At 62.3% G+C, this 22009-nt stretch carries 25 protein-coding genes; 20 read left to right on the top strand and 5 right to left on the bottom strand.

Annotated features, from left to right (window positions below; all coding sequences use genetic code 11):
- Positions 1 to 41 precede the first annotated feature (41 nt).
- Positions 42 to 509 (top strand): hypothetical protein, encoded by a 468-nt coding sequence (locus ACR0EZ_RS16960; RefSeq protein ID WP_480615293.1) that lies wholly within the window; start codon positions 42 to 44, stop codon positions 507 to 509.
- Positions 510 to 530: 21 nt separating this feature from the next.
- Here the strand turns inward: ACR0EZ_RS16960 and ACR0EZ_RS16955 are convergent, their stop codons facing one another.
- The 4 genes from ACR0EZ_RS16955 to fsa all read right to left on the bottom strand — a co-directional run bounded on the left by ACR0EZ_RS16955 (position 531) and on the right by fsa (position 3770).
- The gene (locus ACR0EZ_RS16955) at positions 531 to 1223 is read right to left on the bottom strand and encodes a CDP-alcohol phosphatidyltransferase family protein (RefSeq protein ID WP_480615291.1); all 693 of its coding nucleotides are present in this window, start codon (positions 1221 to 1223) and stop codon (positions 531 to 533) included.
- 75 nt (positions 1224 to 1298) lie between these two features.
- Positions 1299 to 2219: a tyrosine recombinase XerC gene (locus ACR0EZ_RS16950; protein WP_480615289.1), complete on the bottom strand. Its 921-nt coding sequence runs from the start codon at positions 2217 to 2219 to the stop codon at positions 1299 to 1301.
- Positions 2216 to 2923, bottom strand: coding sequence for a DUF484 family protein (locus tag ACR0EZ_RS16945; RefSeq protein ID WP_480615287.1), 708 nt, complete (start codon positions 2921 to 2923; stop codon positions 2216 to 2218). The genes ACR0EZ_RS16950 and ACR0EZ_RS16945 overlap by 4 nt, the downstream gene beginning before the upstream one ends.
- 193 nt (positions 2924 to 3116) lie before the next feature.
- A complete protein-coding gene (fsa, locus tag ACR0EZ_RS16940; RefSeq protein WP_480615285.1) occupies positions 3117 to 3770 on the bottom strand; it encodes a fructose-6-phosphate aldolase in 654 nt (217 codons plus the stop codon).
- 88 nt (positions 3771 to 3858) lie between these two features.
- Between fsa and ACR0EZ_RS16935 the strand changes: the two genes are divergently transcribed.
- The 4 genes from ACR0EZ_RS16935 (at position 3859) to ACR0EZ_RS16920 (ending at position 8757) form a co-directional block, all read left to right on the top strand.
- Positions 3859 to 6054 carry a primosomal protein N' gene (locus ACR0EZ_RS16935; protein WP_480615283.1) on the top strand — a complete coding sequence of 732 codons (2196 nt, stop codon included), beginning with the start codon at positions 3859 to 3861 and terminating at the stop codon, positions 6052 to 6054.
- 79 nt (positions 6055 to 6133) lie between these two features.
- A complete protein-coding gene (locus ACR0EZ_RS16930; RefSeq protein ID WP_480615282.1) occupies positions 6134 to 7366 on the top strand; it encodes an MFS transporter in 1233 nt (410 codons plus the stop codon).
- A 66-nt stretch (positions 7367 to 7432) separates the two neighbouring features.
- On the top strand, positions 7433 to 8311 hold the full coding sequence (locus ACR0EZ_RS16925; RefSeq protein ID WP_480615280.1) for a 50S ribosomal protein L11 methyltransferase: 879 nt from the start codon (positions 7433 to 7435) through the stop codon (positions 8309 to 8311).
- 101 nt (positions 8312 to 8412) lie between these two features.
- The gene (locus tag ACR0EZ_RS16920; RefSeq protein ID WP_480615278.1) at positions 8413 to 8757 is read left to right on the top strand and encodes a hypothetical protein; all 345 of its coding nucleotides are present in this window, start codon (positions 8413 to 8415) and stop codon (positions 8755 to 8757) included.
- Positions 8758 to 8858: 101 nt separating this feature from the next.
- Here the strand turns inward: ACR0EZ_RS16920 and ACR0EZ_RS16915 are convergent, their stop codons facing one another.
- Positions 8859 to 9074: a DUF1127 domain-containing protein gene (locus tag ACR0EZ_RS16915; protein ID WP_480615276.1), complete on the bottom strand. Its 216-nt coding sequence runs from the start codon at positions 9072 to 9074 to the stop codon at positions 8859 to 8861.
- Positions 9075 to 9406: 332 nt separating this feature from the next.
- On the opposite strand from ACR0EZ_RS16915, the gene ruvC reads away from it, so the two are divergent.
- The 15 genes from ruvC to ACR0EZ_RS16840 form a co-directional block, all read left to right on the top strand.
- Complete coding sequence (gene ruvC, locus ACR0EZ_RS16910) at positions 9407 to 9904, top strand: crossover junction endodeoxyribonuclease RuvC (RefSeq protein ID WP_480615273.1); 498 nt, start codon at positions 9407 to 9409, stop codon at positions 9902 to 9904.
- Entirely contained in the window at positions 9901 to 10575 is a 675-nt protein-coding gene (gene ruvA, locus ACR0EZ_RS16905; protein WP_480615271.1) for a Holliday junction branch migration protein RuvA, read from the top strand. The genes ruvC and ruvA overlap by 4 nt, the downstream gene beginning before the upstream one ends.
- Before the next feature lie 4 nt (positions 10576 to 10579).
- Entirely contained in the window at positions 10580 to 11599 is a 1020-nt protein-coding gene (ruvB, locus tag ACR0EZ_RS16900) for a Holliday junction branch migration DNA helicase RuvB (protein ID WP_480615269.1), read from the top strand.
- A 63-nt stretch (positions 11600 to 11662) separates the two neighbouring features.
- Positions 11663 to 12286 (top strand): hypothetical protein, encoded by a 624-nt coding sequence (locus ACR0EZ_RS16895; protein WP_480615267.1) that lies wholly within the window; start codon positions 11663 to 11665, stop codon positions 12284 to 12286.
- A complete protein-coding gene (ybgC, locus tag ACR0EZ_RS16890; RefSeq protein WP_480615265.1) occupies positions 12283 to 12666 on the top strand; it encodes a tol-pal system-associated acyl-CoA thioesterase in 384 nt (127 codons plus the stop codon). Before ACR0EZ_RS16895 ends, ybgC begins: the two co-directional genes overlap by 4 nt.
- A 109-nt stretch (positions 12667 to 12775) precedes the next feature.
- The gene (tolQ, locus tag ACR0EZ_RS16885; RefSeq protein WP_480615263.1) at positions 12776 to 13471 is read left to right on the top strand and encodes a protein TolQ; all 696 of its coding nucleotides are present in this window, start codon (positions 12776 to 12778) and stop codon (positions 13469 to 13471) included.
- A gap of 2 nt (positions 13472 to 13473) precedes the next feature.
- On the top strand, positions 13474 to 13944 hold the full coding sequence (tolR, locus tag ACR0EZ_RS16880) for a protein TolR (RefSeq protein WP_480615261.1): 471 nt from the start codon (positions 13474 to 13476) through the stop codon (positions 13942 to 13944).
- 15 nt (positions 13945 to 13959) lie between these two features.
- Positions 13960 to 15057 carry an energy transducer TonB gene (locus tag ACR0EZ_RS16875; protein WP_480615259.1) on the top strand — a complete coding sequence of 366 codons (1098 nt, stop codon included), beginning with the start codon at positions 13960 to 13962 and terminating at the stop codon, positions 15055 to 15057.
- Positions 15054 to 16373 (top strand): Tol-Pal system beta propeller repeat protein TolB, encoded by a 1320-nt coding sequence (gene tolB / locus ACR0EZ_RS16870; protein WP_480615257.1) that lies wholly within the window; start codon positions 15054 to 15056, stop codon positions 16371 to 16373. Before ACR0EZ_RS16875 ends, tolB begins: the two co-directional genes overlap by 4 nt.
- A gap of 84 nt (positions 16374 to 16457) precedes the next feature.
- Positions 16458 to 16964, top strand: coding sequence for a peptidoglycan-associated lipoprotein Pal (pal, locus tag ACR0EZ_RS16865; RefSeq protein WP_480615255.1), 507 nt, complete (start codon positions 16458 to 16460; stop codon positions 16962 to 16964).
- Between the two features lie 4 nt (positions 16965 to 16968).
- Positions 16969 to 17793, top strand: coding sequence for a tol-pal system protein YbgF (ybgF, locus tag ACR0EZ_RS16860; protein WP_480615253.1), 825 nt, complete (start codon positions 16969 to 16971; stop codon positions 17791 to 17793).
- A complete protein-coding gene (gene tilS, locus ACR0EZ_RS16855; RefSeq protein ID WP_480615251.1) occupies positions 17784 to 19043 on the top strand; it encodes a tRNA lysidine(34) synthetase TilS in 1260 nt (419 codons plus the stop codon). Before ybgF ends, tilS begins: the two co-directional genes overlap by 10 nt.
- Before the next feature lie 76 nt (positions 19044 to 19119).
- On the top strand, positions 19120 to 21036 hold the full coding sequence (ftsH, locus tag ACR0EZ_RS16850; protein WP_480615249.1) for an ATP-dependent zinc metalloprotease FtsH: 1917 nt from the start codon (positions 19120 to 19122) through the stop codon (positions 21034 to 21036).
- A gap of 93 nt (positions 21037 to 21129) precedes the next feature.
- Positions 21130 to 21705 carry an MOSC domain-containing protein gene (locus ACR0EZ_RS16845; protein ID WP_480615247.1) on the top strand — a complete coding sequence of 192 codons (576 nt, stop codon included), beginning with the start codon at positions 21130 to 21132 and terminating at the stop codon, positions 21703 to 21705.
- 186 nt (positions 21706 to 21891) lie between these two features.
- Positions 21892 to 22009 (top strand): formate--tetrahydrofolate ligase (locus ACR0EZ_RS16840; RefSeq protein ID WP_480615515.1); only part of this gene is annotated, 118 nt, incomplete at its 3' end.

The following is a 22009-nucleotide window of genomic DNA, read 5'->3' as shown; positions in this document are numbered from 1 at the left end:
CACAACGTATGTCTCATGGTGAATTTGAAGGACCGGATTGAATGACTACCGAAGCAGACCGCACCGCCCGGAAGAAGGCCATCATCGACCATCTGATGTCGCTGGAAGAGCAGGAACTGGCGACTGCTCAGGCGCATTACGATGCGTTTTTGAAAGACGCCCAACTGGACGACCGTGAAGGGCATGACAAGGATGATATCGCCGCCTCGCGCGAGAATGCGGATCTGGCTGCGGCCTTTGATGCTCCGGTCCATGCCCATCATGCCAAGATCGATGTGATCGAAAACACCGATTTCGGCCTGACCGACACGGTGCAGCCGGGCGCAGTGATCAAGTTCAACAACCGGCGTTTTGTGGTTTGCGTGTCCACCACGCGGTTCGATGTGGACGGCAAGACCTATATGGGCATCTCAACCCAAAGCCCGATCTATCTGGCCATGGTCGGCCTGCAAGAGGGCGATCTGTTCACCCATAACGGGACCGAGTTCGAGGTGCAGGAAGTCCTGTAACCTGCCCCCCGCAGGGCTGCGTTAGCCGCGCTGCGGGATAATCTGCTGCGCGATCCCGGCAAAAACCAGATACAGGCTGGTGATGACCAGCCCCCAATGGGCCCAGCTTTCGGGGTGGAAATCGACCCAGGCGGCCCAGCCGGCGAAGAAGGTCCAGGCAAAGGCCATCGGCAGCGTCAGGCCGCGCCAGCGTTCGGTGCGGACGGGATGGACGAATTTCAGCGGCAGGAACATCGCCAGCGACAGCAGCGAGACCATCAGCAGGATCAGCCAGAAATTCGGCTCCAGCGCGAAGATCACGATGACAAACATGTTCCAGCAGCCGGGGAAGCCGGAAAAGGAATTGTCCTTGGTCTTCATCCTGGTGTCGGCAAAATACATCGCACTGGCAAATGTGATGACGATGATCGCAAACCACCCGGTCCAGCCGTCCATCAGCCCGGATTTGAACAGGGCAAAGGCGGGAATGAACACATAGGTCAGGTAGTCGATGATCAGATCCAGCAGCACGCCGTCAAACTCGGGCGCGTTGTGTTTGACGTGATAGTGCCGAGCCAGCGGTCCATCGATCCCATCGACGATGAAGGACACCACCAGCCACAGATACATCAGGCTCCACTTTGCCTCGACGGCGGCCAGCATGGCCAGCATGGCGAAAACGGCTCCGGTGGCGGTGAAAAGATGAACGGCTAAGGCTTTGAATCTAAGTGTCATGGACGTGTCATGTACGAAGCAAGGCTGAGATGCAAACCAAAAGCCCGTCAATTGCGGCTGATCTGCGGGGAAGCGTCACGCTTTGGGATGGGCGCGGTTGTAAACTTCCATCAGCCGTGCGGTATCGACGGCGGTATAGGCCTGAGTTGTCGACAGCGAGGCATGGCCCAGCAGTTCCTGAATCGCCCGAAGGTCGCCGCCGGCAGACAGCAGGTGGGTGGCGAAGCTGTGGCGCATGGCGTGGGGTGTTGCGGTTGCGGGCAGCCCCAGTTGCATGCGCGCCTTGGCCATGACGCCCTGAATGGCGCTGGGGTTCAGCGGACCACCCCGAACGCCGCGAAACAGGGCGGCCTCCGGTGCCTGCGGGTGCGGGCAGAGGCGGGTGTAGCGATCCACCGCCTCGCGCGCTGCGGGAAGGACGGGAACCACACGTTCCTTGTTGCCTTTCCCGACAATGCGCAAGGTCGCCGGCAAAGGCGCGTCGGAACCGGTCAGCGACAGCGCCTCGGAAATCCGCAGCCCGCAGCCATAAAGCAGGGTGACAACGGCCACATCCCGGGCGGCGACCCAGTCCGAACCGGATTGCAGTTCGACAGTATCGATCATGGCGCGGGCGGCGTCTTCGGCCAGCGGGCGGGGAAGCTTCTTGGTAAACTTGGGCGCGCGGATGGACAGGACGGCGGTTGGTTCAAAGCCTTCCCGCTCGGCCAGCCAGCGATAGAAGCTTTTGACGGCGGAAAGCTTGCGCGCAAGCGACCGCGCGCCGACGCCCGAGCCCCGCTGATCCGCCATCCAGGCACGCATATCCGCGATCGAAATACGTTCGAGCGCGGCCAACCCCTGACGCTCGGCGTGGTGCAGGGTCATGAAGGACAGAAACTCGGCCACATCGCCGCGATAGGCGGTCTGTGTATTTTTGGACCGTCCGGCCAGCGCCCCCAGACTGTCCAGCCAATGCTGCAGCGCATCGCGGCAGGCTGGGGAGATCAGGCTCACGACAGCCAGTGGCGCATCGAGCGTTCGAACACGCCGGCAAAGAAGGTCAGAAGATCGGTTCCGAGTTGCGGCGTAAAATGCCGCGGGTCCCTGGCCCCCATGACAATCATGCCCGGCAGGCGGCCTGTGCCCAGATCAAGCTTCAGGCAGGCCTCGGACCGCAAAATGTCGCCTTGCGCGCCAAAAATCCGCCGGTTGGGCTGCAGGATTTCACGCAAGGTCACCTCGCGCGCAGGGCCGCTGCGGTCATAGGTCAGGTAGTTTTCGATGAAACCGGGCTCAACAATGGTCAGAACCCCGCCCAGCTTGTCGATGGCGGGGTCGTCCTGAATGGCGGTGGTTTCCAGAACCAGGGTGATCTTGTCGACCCGGAGGATTTCGGCGACTTCGGTGCCAAGCGTGCGCAGGAAATCTTCGAACTCGACCGGTTCCAGCAGGCGCAGGATGGCGCGGTGCACCTGATTGGTGCCTGCCAGATTCTCGTAGGCGGCGGCGATGACCGAGCGATGCGTATCCTCAAGCCGGTCCAGCCGTTCTTCAAGCCGCTGCATGGCGATGCCGCGCAGGTCGATCACGTTGTCGCCGCGGGCCTGTTCATTTGCCGAGACCAGCGCCTGCATCAGGTCCTTGTCGTCCAGCAAGGCGTCCGGCTCGGCCAGAATCGCCGCGCGGAGGTTATCCTCGAGTTTTGGGTTGCTGCTCATGTCCTGCCCGGTCTTTTTTGATTGAGGGGCTTATAACATAGCCTGCCGGGTTTGACTCGGGAAAAATGCACGTTTTGCGCGATTTAAGGCGGGATGTGTCGGGGGCTCCCGCTGGCCACATGCTGATCGAAGATCAGCTTTGGCCGTTGGGCCAGGCGCGGTGCCTGACGGCACCGCGCGGCAGCGCAATGGATCAGAGGATTTTCTGACCGGTTTTGGCCCAGTCGGCCAGGAAGGTTTCAAGGCCCTTGTCGGTCAGCGGGTGATCGGCCAGCTTCTTGATCACACCCGGAGGTGCGGTGATCACATCAGCCCCAATACGTGCGCTTTCGGTCACGTGGTTCACGGTGCGGATCGACGCCGCCAGAATTTCGGTCTCGAACCCGTAATTGTCGTAGACCTGACGGATATCGGCGATCAGGTCCATGCCGTCGAGGTTGATATCGTCCAGACGGCCAATGAAGGGCGAGATGAAGGTTGCCCCCGCCTTGGCCGCCAGAATCGCCTGATTGGTTGAGAAGCAGAGCGTGACGTTGACCATCTGGCCTTCGTCGGTCAGCGTTTTGCAGGTTTTCAGACCGGCCCATGTCAGCGGCACTTTGACCGCGATGTTCGGCGCGATCTTGGCCAGCTTGCGGCCCTCGGCGATCATGGCGTCGGCCTCGGTGGCGACAACTTCGGCCGAGACGGGGCCATCGACCAGATCACAGATCTCTTTGGTGACTTCCAGAATGTCGCGGCCTGATTTCAGGATCAGCGAAGGGTTGGTGGTGACGCCGTCCACCATGCCCAGATCGTTCAGTTCGGCGATGGCGTCGATCTCGGCGGTGTCTACGAAGAATTTCATGAGGGCAGTCCTTTGATGGGTTGGCCTTGTTTGCGGATGGCTTTACCCCAATAAGACCGATGCTGAAACCCCCTGCCAAGGATATGCAGTGAGCGCTAACAGATTTTTCGACCAAGGAGAGCTGGTTGCAGTGCTGACCACGCAGCCACTGGACCGGACGCTGGATTACAATGCGCCCGACGGCGGGTGTTTTCTGGGCGCGTTTGTCGAGGTGCCGCTTGGCCCGCGCAAGGTTCTGGGTGTGGTCTGGGGGCCGGGGCAGGGCGGTTTTGACCTGAGCAAGGCGCGGTCGGTGATCCGGGTGCTTGAGGTCGCGCCGATGCGGGAAGAGATGCGTTTGTTTCTGGGCAAGGTGGCGGATTACACGCTGACGCCAATGCCCGCGATGCTGCGTCTGGCGACGCGCGCGCCGGGATTGGGCGATCCACCCTCGATGCGCAAGGTGTATCGGTTGGGCGATGCTCAGCCGGATCGGATGACCGATGCGCGGACCCGTGTGCTGGAAGTGTTGCGCGACTATGGCGGGCTGGCCTTTACGCTGAAAGAACTGGCCGAGCAGGCGGGGGTGACATCGTCCGTTGTCAAAGGCTTGGTCAAACAAGGCGCGGTGCGCGAGGAAGACAGCCCACGCGATCTGCCCTATCCGCATCTGGACCCCGACCTGCCGGGAAAGGACCTGACCGAGGATCAGGCGGAGGCGGTGGCGCGATTGCAGGCGGGGCAGCGGACCGGCGACTATGGAACAACGCTGCTGCAGGGCGTGACGGGTTCGGGCAAGACCGAGGTCTATCTGGAAGCTGTTGCCGAAACCCTGCGCATGGGGCGGCAGGCGCTGGTGCTGTTGCCTGAGATTGCGCTTACGGCTGAGTTTCTGACACGGGTGGAGGCGCGGTTTGGCGCGCGGCCTGCCGAATGGCACTCGGGCGCCACCATAACCGAACGCCGCCGGGTCTGGCGGATGGTCGGGCAGGGGGATGCGCAGCTGGTGGTGGGTGCCCGGTCGGCCCTGTTCCTGCCGTTCCGCGATCTGGGGCTGGTGGTGGTCGATGAAGAACACGACACCTCCTACAAGCAGGAAGACGGGGTGCATTACAGTGCGCGGGACATGGCGGTGTTGCGGTCCTCGATCTGTGGGGCACGGGTGATTCTGGCCAGCGCGACACCCTCGCTGGAAAGCTGGGCGAATGCCGAGGCGGGGAAGTATGAACGGCTGGACCTGACCGCGCGGTTCGGCGCGGCGGTGCTGCCCGAGATGAAGCCCATCGACATGCGGGCCGAGCAGATGCAGCCGGGGACGTGGATTTCGCCCTCGCTGCGGCAGGCGGTACGGCAGCGGATCGATAGGGGCGAGCAATCGTTGCTGTTCATCAACCGCCGCGGCTATGCGCCGGTGACGCTGTGCCGGGCCTGTGGGGAACAGATCGCTTGTGACCATTGCGACGCGCGGATGGTGGAGCACCGGTTTCTCAAACGCCTGATGTGCCACCAATGCGGCGAGACCAAGCCGATGCCCGAGGCCTGTCCGTCCTGCGGGGTCGAGGGCAAGCTGGCCCCGGTCGGGCCTGGGATCGAACGGCTGGCGGAAGAGGCCGAGGCGACCTTCCCTGAGGCGAAAATCGCGATGCTCAGCTCCGATCTGTTTGGCTCGGCAAGGGCGCTGAAGGCCAAGATCGAGGAGATTGCCGAAGGGGACGCCGATATTGTCATCGGTACGCAGCTTGTCGCCAAGGGGCATAACTTTCCCAAGCTGACCTTGGTGGGCGTGATCGACGCCGATCTCAGCCTGCATGGCGCAGACCTGCGTGCGGCGGAGCGGACGTTCCAACTGATGCGGCAGGTTGCGGGGCGTGCCGGTCGGGCGGACAAACCGGGGCAGGCGTTGCTGCAGACCTTTCAACCGGAACATCCGGTGATCCGGGCGATTCTGTCCGGTGACGAAGAAGGGTTCTGGAAAGCCGAAGCCGCCGGGCGTCAGGCCGCCGGGGTGCCGCCCTATGGCCGGATGGCCGGGATTGTCCTGTCGGGGCCAGAGGTCGGCCCGGTTTTCGACATCGGCAACGCCATGGCGCGGAACGATGCGCCGCTGCGGCAGATCGATGCGCAGGTCTTTGGCCCCGCGCCCGCACCCATCGCCCGCATCCGGGGCAGGCACCGCGTGCGGCTGTTGGTCAAGGCCCCCAAAGGCGCGCCGATACAGGATGCCATTGCCCGCTGGATCGCGCCGTTGCGGCTGAAAGGCGACATTCGGCTGACCGTCGATATCGACCCGCAGAGCTTTTACTGATCTCTGCACCAACGCAGACCCGCTGTGCGCCCCGCGCTTCCCTCTCGCCAAACCGCAAAAATAGGCGTAGAGGACTCTCATGCTGAAACCTATGCCCCTGTCCGAGGCGCAGAGCCTTCCGTTCTGGCGCCGCCCCGTCACGCTCTTGTTCGTGATGGCGCTGACCATGCCGATTGCGTTCAACGGGTGGAGCGCGCTGCTGAACAACTTCGTCATCGAGGTGGCGAACTTTGACGGCGCGGATATCGGCCTGTTGCATACGGTGCGCGAGATTCCGGGGTTTCTGGCGGTTGGTGTGATCGCGGTGATCATTTTCATCCGCGAGCAGGTGCTGGCGATGATCTCGCTGATGATGCTGGGTGTGGCCACGGCTGTGACCGCCTGGTTCCCCAGCCTGGGCGGGTTGCTGTTCGTCACGCTCTTCAGCTCGATCGGGTTTCACTATTACGAGACCGTGAACCAGTCGCTGCAACTGCAATGGCTGCCGAAAGACCGCGCGCCGCAGGTGCTGGGTTGGCTGGTGGCCATGGGCTCGGCCGCGACGGCGGTGGTTTATGGCCTGATCGTGTTGACATGGGACCGGTTCGATCTGTCCTACAACACGGTTTTCATGGCGACCGGAGGTGTCACGGCCCTGCTGGCGCTGTTCTGCCTGCTGGCCTATCCGCAATTCGATGCGCCCACGCCGCAGACCAAGAAACTGGTCCTGCGCAAACGCTATTGGCTGTATTATGCACTGCAGTTCATGGCAGGCGCGCGGCGGCAGATATTCATCGTGTTTGCGGGCTTCATGATGGTCGAGAAATTCGGCTTTGAAGTGCATGAACTGACCAGCCTTTACCTGATCAATCTGGTGATCAACATGCTTGCGGCCCCGTTGCTGGGCAAGGCGGTGGCGAAGTTTGGCGAGCGCCGCACCCTGATCTTTGAATACACCGGGCTGGCCATCGTCTTTGCGGCCTATGGCGGCATCTACTGGTTCGGCTGGGGGGTGGTGCTGGCGGCGACCCTCTATGTGATCGACCATGTGCTGTTCGCGCTGGCGCTGGCGTTGAAAACCTATTTCCAGAAAATCGCCGACCCGGCGGATATTGCGCCCACCGCCGCCGTGGCCTTTACCATCAATCACATTGCCGCCGTGTTCCTGCCCGCGCTTCTTGGCCTGCTTTGGGTGGTATCGCCGGGGGCCGTGTTTGGCATGGCGGCTGCGATGGCTCTGATCTCGCTGGCGTTGTCGCTGCTGATCCCGCGCCACCCCGAGCCCGGTAATGAGACCATCCTGACCAAATACGCTCCGGCCCCTGCGGAATAAGCGCAAACGCTTGACCTTGCCGCCCCGCCGCCCTAGGCGCTGGGGCAGCTTTGACAGGAGGCCCCCATGCCCACATTCACCGCGCTGACCACCCTGACCGGCAAGACCGCCGCCGAAGGTCTGGGCGAAGCGATGGAGCGTCTGGACCCGGAACCAACCGGCGTTGGCGTGTTCGAGGTCGAGGATGGATCGGGCCTGTGGGAAGTGGGCGGCTATTTCACCGAAGCCCCTGATGAAACCGCGCTAGCCGTTCTGGCCGCCGCGTTCGAGGCCAAGCCCTTTGTCGTGTCGGAACTGCCCGAAACCGACTGGGTCGCCCATGTGCGCCGCGAACTCGCCCCGGTCGAAGCAGGGCGCTTTTTCGTCTACGGCAGCCACGACGCCGACAAGCTGCCCGAGGGGCGAATCCCCCTGCTGATCGAGGCCGCGATGGCCTTTGGCACCGGGCACCACGGGACCACTTTGGGCTGCCTCAAGGCGCTGGACCGGCTGCTGGACGAAGGGTTCACGGCAAAAAAAATCGCCGATATCGGCTGCGGCACCGCTGTTCTGGCGATGGCCGCCGCGCGTGTCTGGGATGGCGAGATTCTGGCCAGCGACATCGATCAGGTCGCCGTTGACGTGGCCGAGGCCAACCTGACAGCAAACGGCATGTCCGGCGCCGTCCGCTGCGTCGAGGCGGCTGGATTCGATCACCCGGACCTGCAATCCGCAGCCCCTTACGATCTGATTTTTGCCAATATTCTCAAGGGCCCGCTGGTCGCCCTGTCACCGGAAATCGCAGCGAATCTGCGGGACGGAGGGCATGCGATTCTGTCCGGAATCCTCAATGAACAGGCCAATGATGTGGTGCAGGTTTATTCCCAAAACGGCTTCAATCTGGCCAGCAGAGATGAGATTGGTGAATGGACGACGCTAATCTTAACGAAACAGGGCTTAAATTAGGCCATTTGCTGGAGTTTTATGGATTTTCGCCACGCTTTTGTCGCAATCTCTATCTAGCCTCTTTTGACTAAGTCGAGGGGGGCGGTTTGTTGGAGGCTGCCATGACTGGAAAGCAACTGGAGTTTAATCAGCGCGTTCATCGCCTGAACAAAAAGCATCAGAAACTAAGCCACGGCTATCGCGCGACCATGCGCAAGGATGGGCTGGTGGTGATGAAGCCACAGCGTGTGCGCTCGGGCGTTCCGGGCAGGGTGCTGCTTTTCAGCCTTTTGGGATTTTTCGCCTTCAAGACCTTCCTGCTGTCCAGCCTTGGTCCAACAGGATATGAATACAGGGTCGACGCCCTGAAAGAAGGCACCTCGGTCGAACAGGCGGGGGCATGGGTCATGCAGATCGACCCGCTGTCACAGTTTCTCTCGGTCCAGTTGAACAAAGTCCTGTACTGAGTTCTTGCTGATCCAAACGAAAAACACCGCGTGCCATCCGGGCGCGCGGTGTTTTCTGTTTCGCCCCTCAGGGAGGAAGGGGCAAAGTTAGGTAATACGTCTTACCGACGGCCTTCGGCGAGGGTGTCGATGTCGCCACGGCACAGGCCGATATCGCCCAGTTCGCGGTCGCTCAGACCGCCCAGCGCGTTGCGGGTGACGCGGGCGTCGTTCCATTCCACAATGGCGGCCACGGCCGATGCGAAATATGCGCCGATACGGCCAACGAGGCCGAACGAGCCAGTGGTAGCAAAGCGGTTGGTGTCCAGTGCAGCCATATCCTGTTTCCTTCTGGTTTGTGTTCACGTTCAATCTTGCGATCTTTCCGGCATCTAGTGCTGTCATTTTTCCTGCGCAAGATCAGTTTTTGCATGTGTCCTATGCATTTTTTGCAACGCTTCACGAACCTGTAATCCCCTTAAATAATTGGTGAATTCGCGCTCATGAACAGGTCGAATTCAGACCATTCCAGGTCGCAATCCGGCCTTTCTGTCGCGGCCGGAACAGGCCTGTCGTTTTCCGCCTTTCGGTCAATTCGCTTGGAAAATGTTCACGCTTCGTGCTAGGCGTTGGAAAAAGAGCACATAACCCGAGCAGGCCGAGGCAAAACATGCGAATTCTGGGCATTGATCCGGGGCTGAGAACCCTGGGATGGGGCGTCATCGAATCGAATGGCAGCCGCCTGAGCCATATCGCCAATGGTCTGTGCAAGTCGGATGGCGATGATCTGGGCGAACGGCTGTTGTCGCTGCACAATCAGATCGTCGAAGTGATTGCCGACCATCAGCCGGATCAGGCGGCGATCGAGCAGACCTTTGTGAACAAGGACGGGGCGGGAACGCTGAAACTGGGTCAGGCGCGGGGCGTCGCCTTGTTGACGCTGGCGCAAGCCGGGCTGCCGGTGGGTGAGTATGCGCCCAACCGGGTCAAGAAAACGGTCGTGGGCGTGGGCCATGCCGAGAAAGAGCAGGTTCTGCACATGGTCAAGCTGCAACTGCCGGGATGCCGGCCCAAGGGCGCGGACGCGGCGGATGCGCTGGCGATTGCGATCTGTCATTCCTACTACGGGACCGCCCCGCAGGCGCGGATGAAAGAGGTGCGCGCATGATCGGCAAACTCACCGGACGGCTGGACTATCGCGCCGCGGATCACGTGCTGATCGATGTGCGCGGGGTCGGCTACATCGTCTATTGCTCGGACCGGACCATGGCGGCCCTGCCGGGGGTGGGTGAGGGTGTCTCGATCTACACCGACATGGTGGTGCGCGAGGACCTGATGCAGCTTTACGGCTTTCTGTCGCTGGTCGAGAAGGAGTGGCACCGTCTGCTCTGCTCGGTTCAGGGGGTGGGGGCCAAGGTATCGCTGGCGATCCTGTCCGCGCTGGGTCCGGATGGGGTCAGCCGTGCGATTGCGCTGGGGGATTGGGCGGCGGTCAAAGCGGCCAAGGGCGTCGGCCCCAAGACGGCGCAGCGGATCGTGCTGGACCTGAAAGACAAGGCCCCCGGCGTGATGGCGATGGGCGGCACCGTGACCGAAGCGACGGACGGACCGGCGCTGGAGGTTGTCGAGGCCGCGCCCGCACCTGCGCCGAGGCGCATGGCCCAACCGGCCTCGGGCACTGCGGCGGCTTCGGCTGGTGCTTTGTCGGCGCTGGGCAATCTGGGATATGGCCCGTCCGAGGCAGCCTCGGCCGTGGCCGAGGCGGCAGCGAGCCTGCCGGATGCGGGCGAGGCGGAGTTGATCCGGGCGGCGCTCAAGCTGCTGGCGCCGAAAGGGTAGATAAATGGTAGACGCTGACCCCACCCTGCGCCCCGAGCCCATGCCCGAAGACAATGACCGCGCCCTGCGCCCGCAGGGGTTGGACGAATTCATCGGTCAGGCCGAGGCGCGGGCCAATCTGCGCATCTTCATCCAGTCTGCCCGCCAGCGGGGAGAGGCGATGGACCATACGCTGTTCCACGGCCCTCCGGGGTTGGGGAAGACGACGCTGGCGCAGATCATGGCGCGCGAGTTGGGGGTGAACTTCCGCATGACCTCGGGGCCGGTGCTGGCCAAAGCGGGTGATCTGGCGGCGATCCTGACCAATCTGGAATCGCGCGATGTGCTGTTCATTGACGAAATCCATCGCCTGAACCCTGCGGTCGAAGAGGTGCTGTATCCGGCGATGGAGGATTTCGAACTGGATCTGGTGATCGGCGAAGGCCCGGCGGCGCGCACGGTGCGGATCGAGTTGCAGCCCTTTACGCTGGTCGGGGCGACGACCCGGATGGGGTTGCTGACCACGCCTTTGCGCGATCGGTTTGGCATTCCGACCCGGTTGCAGTTCTACATGGTCGATGAACTGCACGAGATCGTCACCCGCAATGCGCGGAAACTTGGCGCGCCCGCTGACACCGAGGGCGCGCGCGAGATCGCACGGCGGTCGCGCGGCACACCCCGGATCGCAGGGCGTTTGCTGCGGCGGGTGGTGGATTTTGCCATTGTCGAAGGCGACGGGCGGATCACCCGCGATCTGGCGGACGGGGCTTTGACCCGGCTGGGCGTGGACAATCTGGGGCTGGACGGGGCGGACCGGCGGTATCTGAAGCTGATCGCCGAGAATTATGCTGGTGGACCTGTGGGGATCGAGACGCTTTCGGCAGCCTTGTCGGAAAGCCGGGATTCGCTGGAAGAAGTGATTGAGCCCTATCTGTTGCAGCAGGGTCTGATCCAGCGCACGCCACGGGGGCGGATGCTGGCGCAGAAGGCGTGGGTGCATCTGGGGATGGCCGCGCCCAAAGGGCAGAGCGATCTGTTTGGTTGATACCGCGCGCTTTAGATTTTAAGCCTTCGGCGAGAGTATTTTTGAAAAGATGAAGGGGCGGGCGTGACTCCGGACCAGATCGAGGCGCTGTTTACCCGCGAAAGCGGTGAGTTTCTGTTTGCGCGCTGGGGGCGGCCCATCGCGCCGATTGTGTTTGGCGTCGAAGACGAGACGCTGGCCACGGTCAAAGGCGCGTTTGAGGCGGTGGTGACGCTGGCCGGTCACAAGATGGCCGAGACCGACCCGGAACTGGGCGCCAACTGCATGGTCTTCTTCTTTCGCGACTGGCAGGAACTGCTTGAGGTGCCCGATCTGGATCGGCTGATCCCCGATCTGGCCCCGCTGGTCGAACGGCTTGTGGCGGCGGATGCCAATCAGTATCGCATCTTCCGGTTCGAAGAAGACGGCGCGATCCGCGCAGCCTTTGTATTCCTTTGCATGGACGGGGAGTTGTCCAAGGTTCCGGCGGAAACCCTTGCGCTCAGTCAGGTGGTGCAGACCATCCTGCTGTGGTCTGATGCTGCCTTTCGCAGCAAATCTCCGCTGGCGATTGCGGGTGAGGCGACGATCCTGCGCCCCGAGATTGCGGCGTTGATCCGGGCCGCCTATGATCCGGTGTTGCCTGACGCGGCGCGTGACCCGTCCCATGCGTTGCGCATGTTTGCCCGGCTGGAGTTGCCGCAATGAAGCATAGCTTTCCGGTCCGTGTGTATTACGAGGATACCGACATGGGCGGTGTCGTCTATCACGCGAATTATCTGCGCTATATCGAACGGGCGCGGTCGGACTGGGTGCGGAAACTGGGCAATGATCAGAATGCGATGCGGGACGAGGGCATCGTTTGGGTCGTGCGGCGGCTCGAGGCCGATTACCTGTCGCCTGCGAAGTTTGACGACGAGTTGATAGTCGACACCAAAGTGGTCGATGTCTCGGGCGTGCGCCTGACGATGGCGCAGCTTGTCCGGCGCGGCGAGACCGAGATTTTCCGCGCCACCGTCACCGCCGTCTGCATCAACAGCGCAGGCAAGCCAATCCGGCTTCCGGCAGAGATTCGCGCATTGATGTAACAATTTGCGGGGCCGGGGTGGTTCTGTTGGCTTTTCGCCCCCAACTGCGTTAGCGTTTGGCAAAACAAGGCCAAACGAATGGCTGTCAGGCAAAACAAAGAGCAGGTTCATGGAAGCTGAAACGCTGGTTCTGGCGCAGGAGATCGATTTCTCTCTGTGGGGGCTGTACGCCCGTGCGACATTTATCGTCAAACTGGTAATGCTGATGCTGGTCGCTGCATCCTTTTGGTCCTGGGCGATTATCATTCAGAAACTCATCAACTACCGGGCCGCGCGGCGCGAGGCGCAGGTGTTTGATGAAAGCTTCTGGTCAGGCAACCCTTTGGACGAGTTGTTCGAGCAGATCGGAACCCGGCCCGATGGCAGTTCCGAGAAGATTTTTGCCGCCGGGATGATCGAATGGCGCAGGTCCCATCGCAATGATGGGGGGCTGATCGCGGGGGCGACTGCGCGGATCGACCGGTCGATGGATGTGGCCATCGCGAAGGAATCCGAGACTTTGCAAAAGGGGCTGCCGGTTTTGGCAACCGTTGGCTCGACCGCCCCGTTCATTGGGCTGTTCGGCACCGTCTGGGGCATCATGAACGCCTTTATCGAGATTGCCGAGCAGCAAAACACCAACCTCGCCGTTGTCGCTCCGGGTATTGCCGAGGCGCTGCTGGCCACCGGTCTGGGTCTGCTGGCGGCGATCCCGGCGGTGATCTTCTACAACAAGCTCAGCGCGGATAGCGACCGTATCGTTGGCGGGTATGAGGCGTTTGCCGATGAGTTCGCCACCATCCTGTCGCGCCAGTTGGACAGCTGACGATGGGCGCGGCGGTTCAGCAACCCTCGGCCGGGAAAGGGCGCAGGCGCGGGCGGCGGCGTGGCCGCGCGCAGCCGATGTCCGAGATCAACGTGACGCCGTTTGTGGACGTGATGCTGGTGCTGCTGATCATCTTCATGGTGGCCGCGCCGTTGCTGACGGTAGGCGTGCCGGTGGACCTGCCGAAGACGGCAGCCAGTGCGCTGCCGGGGGATAGCGAAGAACCGCTGACAGTGACTCTGACAGCCGATGGCCGGGTGCAAATCCAGACCACCGATGTTCTGCGCGAAGAATTGATTGGCAAGCTGCGCGCCATCGCGGCCGAGCGCAGCAGTGATCGTGTGTTCCTGCGTGCGGATGGGGCCATCCCCTACGCGCAGGTCATGCAGGTCATGGGTGCGCTGAATGCGGGCGGGTTTTCCAATGTGGGTCTTGTGACGGATACCGGCGGGCCAACGCTGGATGATGGGTAAAGGTGAGGTGGCGCGGTGGATACCGGCACCAGGATTTCGGCGATTGCGCATGTCGGCCTGATTGGCTGGGCGCTGTTTGGCGGCGCGTTCCGGTCCGAACCGCTGCCGATGGCCGTGCAGGATGTGTCCGTGATCTCGGCTGAGCAATTCGCCGCGATGACCGCGCAGCGCGATGCGCCCGAGGTGCCGGTGACGCCATCGGCTTTGCAACAGCCGCCGGAACCGGAAGCCGAAGCCGGTGCGCCTGAGCAATCGCAGGAGGTCGAGCCGCAGCCCGAGCCCGTGACCCCGCCCGAGCCAGAGCCTGAAACCGTGCCGGAAACGGTTGAGGCCCCGCCTGAACCGGAGTTGCCTGAGGAACCTCCGGTTCTGACCGAACCAAAGCCCGAGATTGCCGCGCTGCCGGTCCCGCCCGGACCCGAGGCGCAGCCAAGCCCCTCGGACCGGGTCGCACCCGAGCCGGTTGCGCCCCCGCCGCCCGAGGCCAAGCCGGATGAGGTGGAAACGCCGCCGGTTTCACTGGACGAAGGGGCGGAGACCCAGCAGGAACAGCAGGATCAAACCGCGCGGGAAGAGGCTCAGCCAGAGATTGTGACCGAGGCTGAGGAAACCGAGGAGCAATCGCCGCTGACCTCGCCCCGTCCCCGCGTTCGGCCAAACCGGCCGACCCCGCCGCCCGAACCCGTGGTGGCTGAAGCGCCCGAGCCAGAGGCCACACCGCAAGCCGACGAGGCCGCCATCAACGATGCGCTGGCCGAGGCGTTGGGCGACAGCAGCGCGCCCTCGGGCCCGCCGCTGACCAGCGGGGAAAAGGACGCGATGCGTCTGGCGGTTTCGCAGTGCTGGAACGTAGGGTCGCTGTCCACGGATGCGCTGAACGTTGTGGTGGTTGTCGGGTTTTCCCTAACACCCGACGGTAAGGTCGTTGGGGGCAGCCTGCGTATGATCGACAGCTCTGGTGGTTCTGCCGGTGCCGCAAAACAAGCCTATGAGGCCGCCCGCCGCGCAATCCTGCGCTGTGGCGCGAAAGGATACGATCTGCCTGCTGACAAATATGCGCAGTGGCAGGATATTGAGATTACATTCAATCCCGAGAGGATGCGGATCAAATGATGAAACTTCTGACCGGCCTCTTTGTTGGCCTGACCCTGATGGCGGCTCCGGTATACGCGCAAAGCGGGCCGCTGCGATTGGAACTGGACCAGGGGATCATCGAACCCTTGCCATTCGCGGTGCCAGATTTCGTGCCCGACGGTCCGGCGGCAACGCAATATGCCACGGATATTTCGCGTGTGGTGGCGTCAGACCTGACCGGGACGGGGCTGTTCCGCGAAATCTCCTCGGATGCGTTCATCAGCCGGGTCAGCAGTTTCGACGCGCCGGTGCAGTTTGCCGACTGGAAGGCCATCAATGCCGAGGCTTTGGTGACGGGGGCCGTCAACGTCTCGGGCAACCGGCTTACGGTGCGGTTCCGGGTGTGGGATGTGTTCTCGGGTCAGGAACTGGGCAATGGTCTGCAATTTGCAGGCACGACCGAGGGCTGGCGGCGCATGGCGCATAAGGTGGCGGATCAGGTCTACAGCAGGGTGACGGGTGAGGGTGGCTATTTCGACAGCCGCGTTGCCTTTGTCTCGGAAAGCGGGCCGAAGGATCAGCGGCTCAAGCGGCTGGCGATCATGGATTATGACGGCGCGAATGTGCAGTACCTGACTGACAGCGCCGCCATCGTGCTTGCGCCGCGCTTTTCGCCCGCCGGCGACCGGCTGCTGTATACCAGCTACGAATCCGGCAGCCCGCGCATCTATGTGCTGGACATTGACCGCGTAAAACCGCAGGTGCTGAACACCCCTGGCGGTACGATGAGCTTCTCGCCCCGCTTCTCGCCGGATGGCCGGTCGATTGTCTATTCGCTGATCCAGGGCGGCAACACCGACCTTTGGAAGATGGATCTGGCCTCGGGGCAAAGCACGCGGCTGACAAACACGCCCGCGATTGAAACCGCACCCAGCTATTCGCCCGATGGCAGCCAGATCGTGTTCGAAAGCGACCGGTCCGGTACGCCGCAACTGTATATCATGCCCTCAACCGGGGGTGAGGCGACCCGGATCAGCTTTGGGCAGGGCCGCTATGGCACGCCGGTCTGGTCGCCGCGGGGCGATCTGGTTGCGTTCACCAAGCAGAACAAGGGCCGGTTCCATATCGGCGTAATGCGCACCGATGGCAGCGAAGAACGCCTGTTGACCTCGTCCTTCCTGGACGAAGGCCCGACATGGTCACCGAACGGGCGTGTCATCATGTTCACCCGCGAAACGCAGGGCGCAAGCGGTCGGGCGACGCTCTATTCGGTGGATATCTCGGGCCGGAACCTGCGGCCTGTGCGCACGCCAGATGGCGGCAGCGATCCGTCCTGGGGGCCGCTGCAGAATTGATCGCCGCCTAGGCGCGGCAAAGTTCACAAGAAACCGCCTCTGTGGTAGACAGGCGGCAATAAAACAAAACACGAGGCACTTGAGATGAACGTATTGGGCAAAATTCTTGCAGTGGGCGCGCTGGGCGCGATGGCTGCCTGTACCAGCAACGATCCTTCGGCATTGGGCGGCGGGGGCGCAGGCGGCAGTGGCTCGATCCTGCCGGGCTCGCCCAGTGATCCGCGCTCGCCTGCGTATTTCCAGCAAACCGTTGGGGACAGGGTGTTGTTCGCGGTGGATCAGTCGACCCTGACGCCGCAGGCACAGACGGTTCTGCAGGGTCAGGCGGACTGGCTGCTGGCGAACCCGGATTATGTGGCGACCATTGAAGGTCACGCAGATGAGCAGGGGACGCGGGAATACAACCTTGGGCTTGGTGCAAAGCGGGCCAATGCGGCCAAGGAATTCCTGATCTCGCGCGGGGTTGCGGGCAACCGTCTGACCACCGTCAGCTATGGCAAGGAACGCCCGATCGAGATTTGCAGCACCGAGGAATGTTATTCCAAGAACCGCCGTGCGGTGACGGTGCTGACCGGTTCAACCTTGGGGTAAGACGATGAAACTTGTTGGATGGGTTCTGGCAGCGGTGGTCGCGACCGCTGGCGTGGCAAAGGCGCAGGATCAGCAGACTCTGGCGGATATCCGGCAGGAACTGACGGTGCTGCATGTGGAAATCCAGCGCCTGAAGCGCGAGTTTTCGACCACCGGCTCTCCCGCGCCTGACCTGTCCGGCAGTTCGATACTGGAGCGGGTTGATGCGATTGAAGCCGAATTGCAACGGCTGACCAGCCAGACCGAGCAGTTGAACCAGCGGGTGCAGAACATCGTCACCGATGGGACCAATCGGATTGGTGATCTGGAATTCCGTCTGGTTGAACTGGAAGGCGGCGATTTGTCGTCGCTGGGCGAAACCTCCACTCTGGGTGGTGACGGACAGACGGCGACCGCCGTTCTTCCGAACCCAACCGAACCGGCAACTGCGGATCAGGGTGAGTTGGCCGTAGGCGAACGCGCCGATTTCGACACCGCCTCTCAGGCTTTGGCGGATGGCGATTTCCAGAACGCCGCGGCTTTGTTCGCGCAGTTCGACACGTCCTATCCCGGCAGCCCGCTTGCGCCCGAGGCGCATCTGAAACGCGGGCAGGCGCTGGAAGGGCTGGGCGACACTCGCGAGGCCGCGCGCGCATTCCTTGCCAGTTTCACCGGCGATTCCGAAGGCGCTTTTGCGCCCGAAGCCCTGTTTGAGCTTGGGGCCGCGCTGGGCCGGTTGGGGCAGACGGATCAGGCCTGCATCACCTTGGGCGAGGTCGGTGTGCGCTTCCCCGCTTCGGCCACCGTATCTCAGGCCAGTCAGGAAATGACGTCGCTGGGATGTACTTGAGCGAGCAGGCCGCCAGCTTACGATCCGAACTGCGCGCGCGGCTGCCCAACCGGCTGCCGAAACGTCTGGGCGTTGCGGTCTCGGGCGGAGGCGATTCCGTCGCATTGATGCACCTGCTGCACGAGATTGCGCAAAGCGAAGAGGTAAAGATTTTCGCAGCCTCCGTCGATCACGGTCTGCGCGCCGCCTCCGTGCAGGAAGCCGAAACCGTCGCCGCACAGGCCGCGCGTCTGGGCATTCCGCATGAAACCCTACGCTGGCAGGGGTGGGACGGGGCCGGAAACCTGCAGGATCAGGCGCGGCAGGCGCGGTATGCGTTGCTGACGGACTGGGCGCGCGACAACGGGATCAGCGCGATTGCACTGGGCCATACCGCCGATGATCAGGCCGAAACGGTTCTGATGCGGCTGGGCCGCGCTGCGGGCGTGACAGGGCTGTCGGCCATGCCGCCCTCGCATCACCGGGGCGGGATCGCGATGCTGCGCCCGATGCTGGGCATCACACGCCGGCAATTGCGGGATTACCTAGCCGAAATCGGGGTCAGTTGGGTCGAGGACCCCTCGAATCACGACAGCCGGTTTGACCGTATCAAGGCGCGGCAGGCGTTGGACGGATTGAAACCGCTGGGAATTTCAGCGGAAACCCTGTCTCGGGTTGCTGAAAATTTAGCACAAGCCCGTGAGGCTTTGGCCATCTTTACGCAGGAATCCGCCCGCAATGTGGCCTTGGTCGATGCCGGGGACGTGTTGTTGGACCGCGCCGGGTTTGCGGCCCTGCCTGCCGAGATTCGCCGCCGGTTTATGCTGGGCTGCATTGGGTGGATCGCAGGTCCGGGATACCCGCCCCGGCAGACTGCCGTCGATCAGGCGATACACGCGCTGGAGAGCGGGCAGGCGGGGGCCATTGGGGGCTGCCTTTTGGTTCCGCAGGCGGAAAAAACGCGGATTTGCAGGGAGTTCAAGGCCGTCGACGGGGTTAGGGCCGCCATCGGTCAGCGGTGGGACGGACGGTGGGTGCTGACCGGCCCGGAAACCGTGGGGGCCGAGGTCCGCGCGCTTGGCGAAAAGGGGCTGCCGATGCTGCCGGATTGGCGCGCAACAGGGTGGCCGCGCCTTGCGCTGCAATCCACCCCGGCGCTTTGGCAGGGGGACACGCTGCTGTCGGCACCATTGGCCGGGTTTGCAAACGGATGGCGTGCCGATCCGGCGCCTGAGTGGCCCGAGTTCCACGCTTCGTTTTTATCGCATTGAACCTGCCACAATCATCTCTATTTTAAGTAGCAACCCGGCAGGTCCCCATCTGCCGAAATCTTTTGGGAGATTTTCCTTGGGCAACGCTCGTAACATCGCCTTCTGGGTCGTTCTGTTTCTGCTGATCCTTGCACTGTTCAATCTGTTCAGCGGACCGGGCGGAACGCTTCAGAGCAATGAAAGAACCTATTCCGACTTTGTCAGCGCCGTGCAGGGCGGTGAGGTCAAGAATGTGACCCTCGATGGTGAGCAGATTCGCTACACCACCCAAGGCGGCGGCACCTATGTCACCATCAAGCCGGGCGATGCCGAGGTCACGAAACTGCTGATCGACGAAAACATCCCCGTACGGGCTGAGAAACAGCAGCAGTCGGGTTTTCAGTCGTTCCTGATCACGCTCTTGCCCTTCCTGCTGCTGATCGGTGTCTGGGTCTATTTCATGAACCGGATGCAGGGCGGCGGCAAAGGCGGGGCGATGGGCTTTGGCAAGTCCAAGGCCAAGATGCTGACCGAAAAACATGGCCGCGTGACCTTTGACGACGTTGCGGGCATCGACGAGGCCAAGGAAGAGCTGGAAGAGATCGTGGAATTCTTGCGCAACCCGCAGAAATTTTCGCGGCTCGGCGGCAAGATTCCGAAGGGCGCGCTGCTGGTTGGCCCTCCGGGTACCGGTAAGACGTTGCTGGCGCGCGCGATTGCGGGTGAGGCGGGTGTGCCGTTCTTCACCATTTCGGGCTCGGATTTCGTTGAGATGTTCGTGGGTGTCGGTGCATCCCGTGTGCGCGACATGTTCGAACAGGCCAAGAAGAACGCGCCCTGTATCGTGTTCATTGACGAGATTGACGCTGTGGGCCGTCATCGTGGTGCCGGTTACGGCGGCGGGAACGATGAGCGCGAACAGACCCTCAACCAGTTGCTGGTCGAGATGGACGGGTTCGAGGCCAATGAAGGCGTGATCATTCTGGCCGCCACCAACCGTAAGGACGTGCTGGACCCCGCGCTGCTGCGTCCGGGCCGTTTCGACCGGAACGTGACCGTTGGCAACCCAGACATCAAAGGGCGCGAGAAAATCCTTGGCGTGCACGCGCGCAAGACGCCCTTGGGCCCCGACGTCGATTTGCGCATCATCGCGCGCGGGACGCCGGGTTTCTCGGGTGCCGATCTGGCGAACCTCGTGAACGAGGCTGCGCTGATGGCCGCCCGCGTGGGCCGTCGCTTTGTCACCATGGAAGACTTTGAGAACGCGAAAGACAAGGTGATGATGGGGGCCGAGCGCCGCTCGATGGTGCTGACCCAGGACCAGAAGGAAAAGACCGCCTATCACGAGGCTGGCCATGCCGTTGTCGGCATGACGCTGCCGCTGTGCGATCCGGTCTACAAGGCCACGATCATCCCGCGCGGCGGTGCGTTGGGCATGGTGGTCAGCCTGCCCGAGATGGATCAGTTGAACTATCACCGCGACGAGTGTGAACAGAAACTGGCGATGACCATGGCCGGTAAAGCCGCCGAGGTTATCAAATACGGTGAGGATCATGTCTCGAACGGCCCCGCCGGTGACATCATGCAGGCCAGCCAGTTGTCGCGCGCGATGGTGATGCGGTGGGGCATGTCGGACAAGGTCGGCAATATCGACTATGCCGAGGCGCATGAAGGCTATTCCGGTAACACCGCCGGCTTCTCGGTCTCGGCCCATACCAAGGAACTGATCGAGGAAGAGGTCAAGCGCCTGATCCAGCAGGGATATGAACGTGCGCACCAGATCCTGACCGAGAAAAACGAGGAATGGGAACGTCTGGCGCAGGGGCTGCTGGAATACGAAACCCTGACCGGTGACGAGATCAAGCGCGTCATGAATGGCGAATCGCCGACCGAGGGTGATGACGAAGGCGACAGCCCCGATGAGGGCAGCGCGCCCAGCGTCACCGCCATTCCCAAGACCAAGGTCAAGAAATCCCCGCCCGAAGGCGGGATGGAGCCGGAACCGACGGCTTAAGCGAACCAGACCCGGGCACTGTCCCGGGTCTTTTCTTTTCGTCCTGTCTGAATTCTAGTGGCCGCCTGAAACGGTCAGAGAAAAGGGACAATCATGCCGGTCTTGCGCGAAACGGAATTTACGGGCGAAGTCGTGTGGCTGGGCCATGTCCCTGCGGGCAAGTCCATCCGGGCCGAGGCGGTCGATGGCTTGTCGCTGGATTTCTCGGGTAACCAGGGCGAGCGGCATGAAGGCGTCAATCGGGCGTCCTGCGTGCGGATGCAGAACATCTACCCGCAGGGCACCGAAATCCGCAATGTGCGGCAATTGTCGGTGCTGTCCGAGGAAGAGATGCAGGCGACAGCGGCTGAGATGGGTCTGGAAAGCCTCGACCCGTCCTATCTGGGGGTCAGCATCCTGTTGCGCGGCATCCCCGATTTCACCCATATCCCGCCCTCCTCGCGCCTGCAGGGGCCGGATGGGGTGACAATCACGGTGGATATGGAAAACCGCCCCTGCGTGATCCCCGGCCGCGAGGTCGAGGCTGACCTGCCCGGCCACGGTGCCGCCTTCAAACCGGCGGCAAAGGGGCGGCGCGGTGTGACCGCATGGTTCGAGCGGCCCGGAGAATTGAAGCTGGGCGATCAAATGAAGCTGTTCGTTCCCGATCAGCGCGCCTGGGCACCTTAAGATACAGGTTTTCCGATGGGAAACGATCATTGCCACGCGATGCCAACCTGTAATTGACGCCACGCCGTTTCGCGGCATGAATATGTCGGAATCCATATCCATTGCGTTTGTACACAACGGTATGGATTGCACAGCGCTGACGCTCTGCGTCGGTTTCGCACGGCATTCAATCAGGGACCCTGCCCAATGAGCTACAAATCCGACATCGAAATCGCCCGCGAGGCGAACAAGAAACCGATCCAGGAAATCGGTGCCAAGCTGGGCATCTCCAGCGACGATCTGCTGCCTTACGGCCACGACAAGG

This window comes from Ruegeria sp. AK4, assembly GCF_056541025.1.
The sequence above is the reverse complement of the archived record's forward strand: the minus strand, read 5'-3'. Positions and strand labels throughout refer to the sequence as shown.

Bases quoted from the DNA above. Each gene is read 5' to 3' on its own strand.
- ACR0EZ_RS16960 (WP_480615293.1), top strand. From the start codon at position 42: ATGACTACCGAAGCAGACCGCACCGCCCGGAAGAAGGCCATCATCGAC.
- ACR0EZ_RS16955 (WP_480615291.1), bottom strand. From the start codon at position 1,223: ATGACACTTAGATTCAAAGCCTTAGCCGTTCATCTTTTCACCGCCACC.
- ACR0EZ_RS16945 (WP_480615287.1), bottom strand. From the start codon at position 2,923: ATGAGCAGCAACCCAAAACTCGAGGATAACCTCCGCGCGGCGATTCTG.
- fsa (WP_480615285.1), bottom strand. From the start codon at position 3,770: ATGAAATTCTTCGTAGACACCGCCGAGATCGACGCCATCGCCGAACTG.
- ACR0EZ_RS16930 (WP_480615282.1), top strand. From the start codon at position 6,134: ATGCTGAAACCTATGCCCCTGTCCGAGGCGCAGAGCCTTCCGTTCTGG.
- ACR0EZ_RS16925 (WP_480615280.1), top strand. From the start codon at position 7,433: ATGCCCACATTCACCGCGCTGACCACCCTGACCGGCAAGACCGCCGCC.
- ACR0EZ_RS16920 (WP_480615278.1), top strand. From the start codon at position 8,413: ATGACTGGAAAGCAACTGGAGTTTAATCAGCGCGTTCATCGCCTGAAC.
- ACR0EZ_RS16915 (WP_480615276.1), bottom strand. From the start codon at position 9,074: ATGGCTGCACTGGACACCAACCGCTTTGCTACCACTGGCTCGTTCGGC.
- ruvC (WP_480615273.1), top strand. From the start codon at position 9,407: ATGCGAATTCTGGGCATTGATCCGGGGCTGAGAACCCTGGGATGGGGC.
- ruvA (WP_480615271.1), top strand. From the start codon at position 9,901: ATGATCGGCAAACTCACCGGACGGCTGGACTATCGCGCCGCGGATCAC.
- ruvB (WP_480615269.1), top strand. From the start codon at position 10,580: ATGGTAGACGCTGACCCCACCCTGCGCCCCGAGCCCATGCCCGAAGAC.
- ybgC (WP_480615265.1), top strand. From the start codon at position 12,283: ATGAAGCATAGCTTTCCGGTCCGTGTGTATTACGAGGATACCGACATG.
- tolQ (WP_480615263.1), top strand. From the start codon at position 12,776: ATGGAAGCTGAAACGCTGGTTCTGGCGCAGGAGATCGATTTCTCTCTG.
- tolR (WP_480615261.1), top strand. From the start codon at position 13,474: ATGGGCGCGGCGGTTCAGCAACCCTCGGCCGGGAAAGGGCGCAGGCGC.
- tolB (WP_480615257.1), top strand. From the start codon at position 15,054: ATGATGAAACTTCTGACCGGCCTCTTTGTTGGCCTGACCCTGATGGCG.
- pal (WP_480615255.1), top strand. From the start codon at position 16,458: ATGAACGTATTGGGCAAAATTCTTGCAGTGGGCGCGCTGGGCGCGATG.
- ybgF (WP_480615253.1), top strand. From the start codon at position 16,969: ATGAAACTTGTTGGATGGGTTCTGGCAGCGGTGGTCGCGACCGCTGGC.
- tilS (WP_480615251.1), top strand. From the start codon at position 17,784: ATGTACTTGAGCGAGCAGGCCGCCAGCTTACGATCCGAACTGCGCGCG.
- ACR0EZ_RS16845 (WP_480615247.1), top strand. From the start codon at position 21,130: ATGCCGGTCTTGCGCGAAACGGAATTTACGGGCGAAGTCGTGTGGCTG.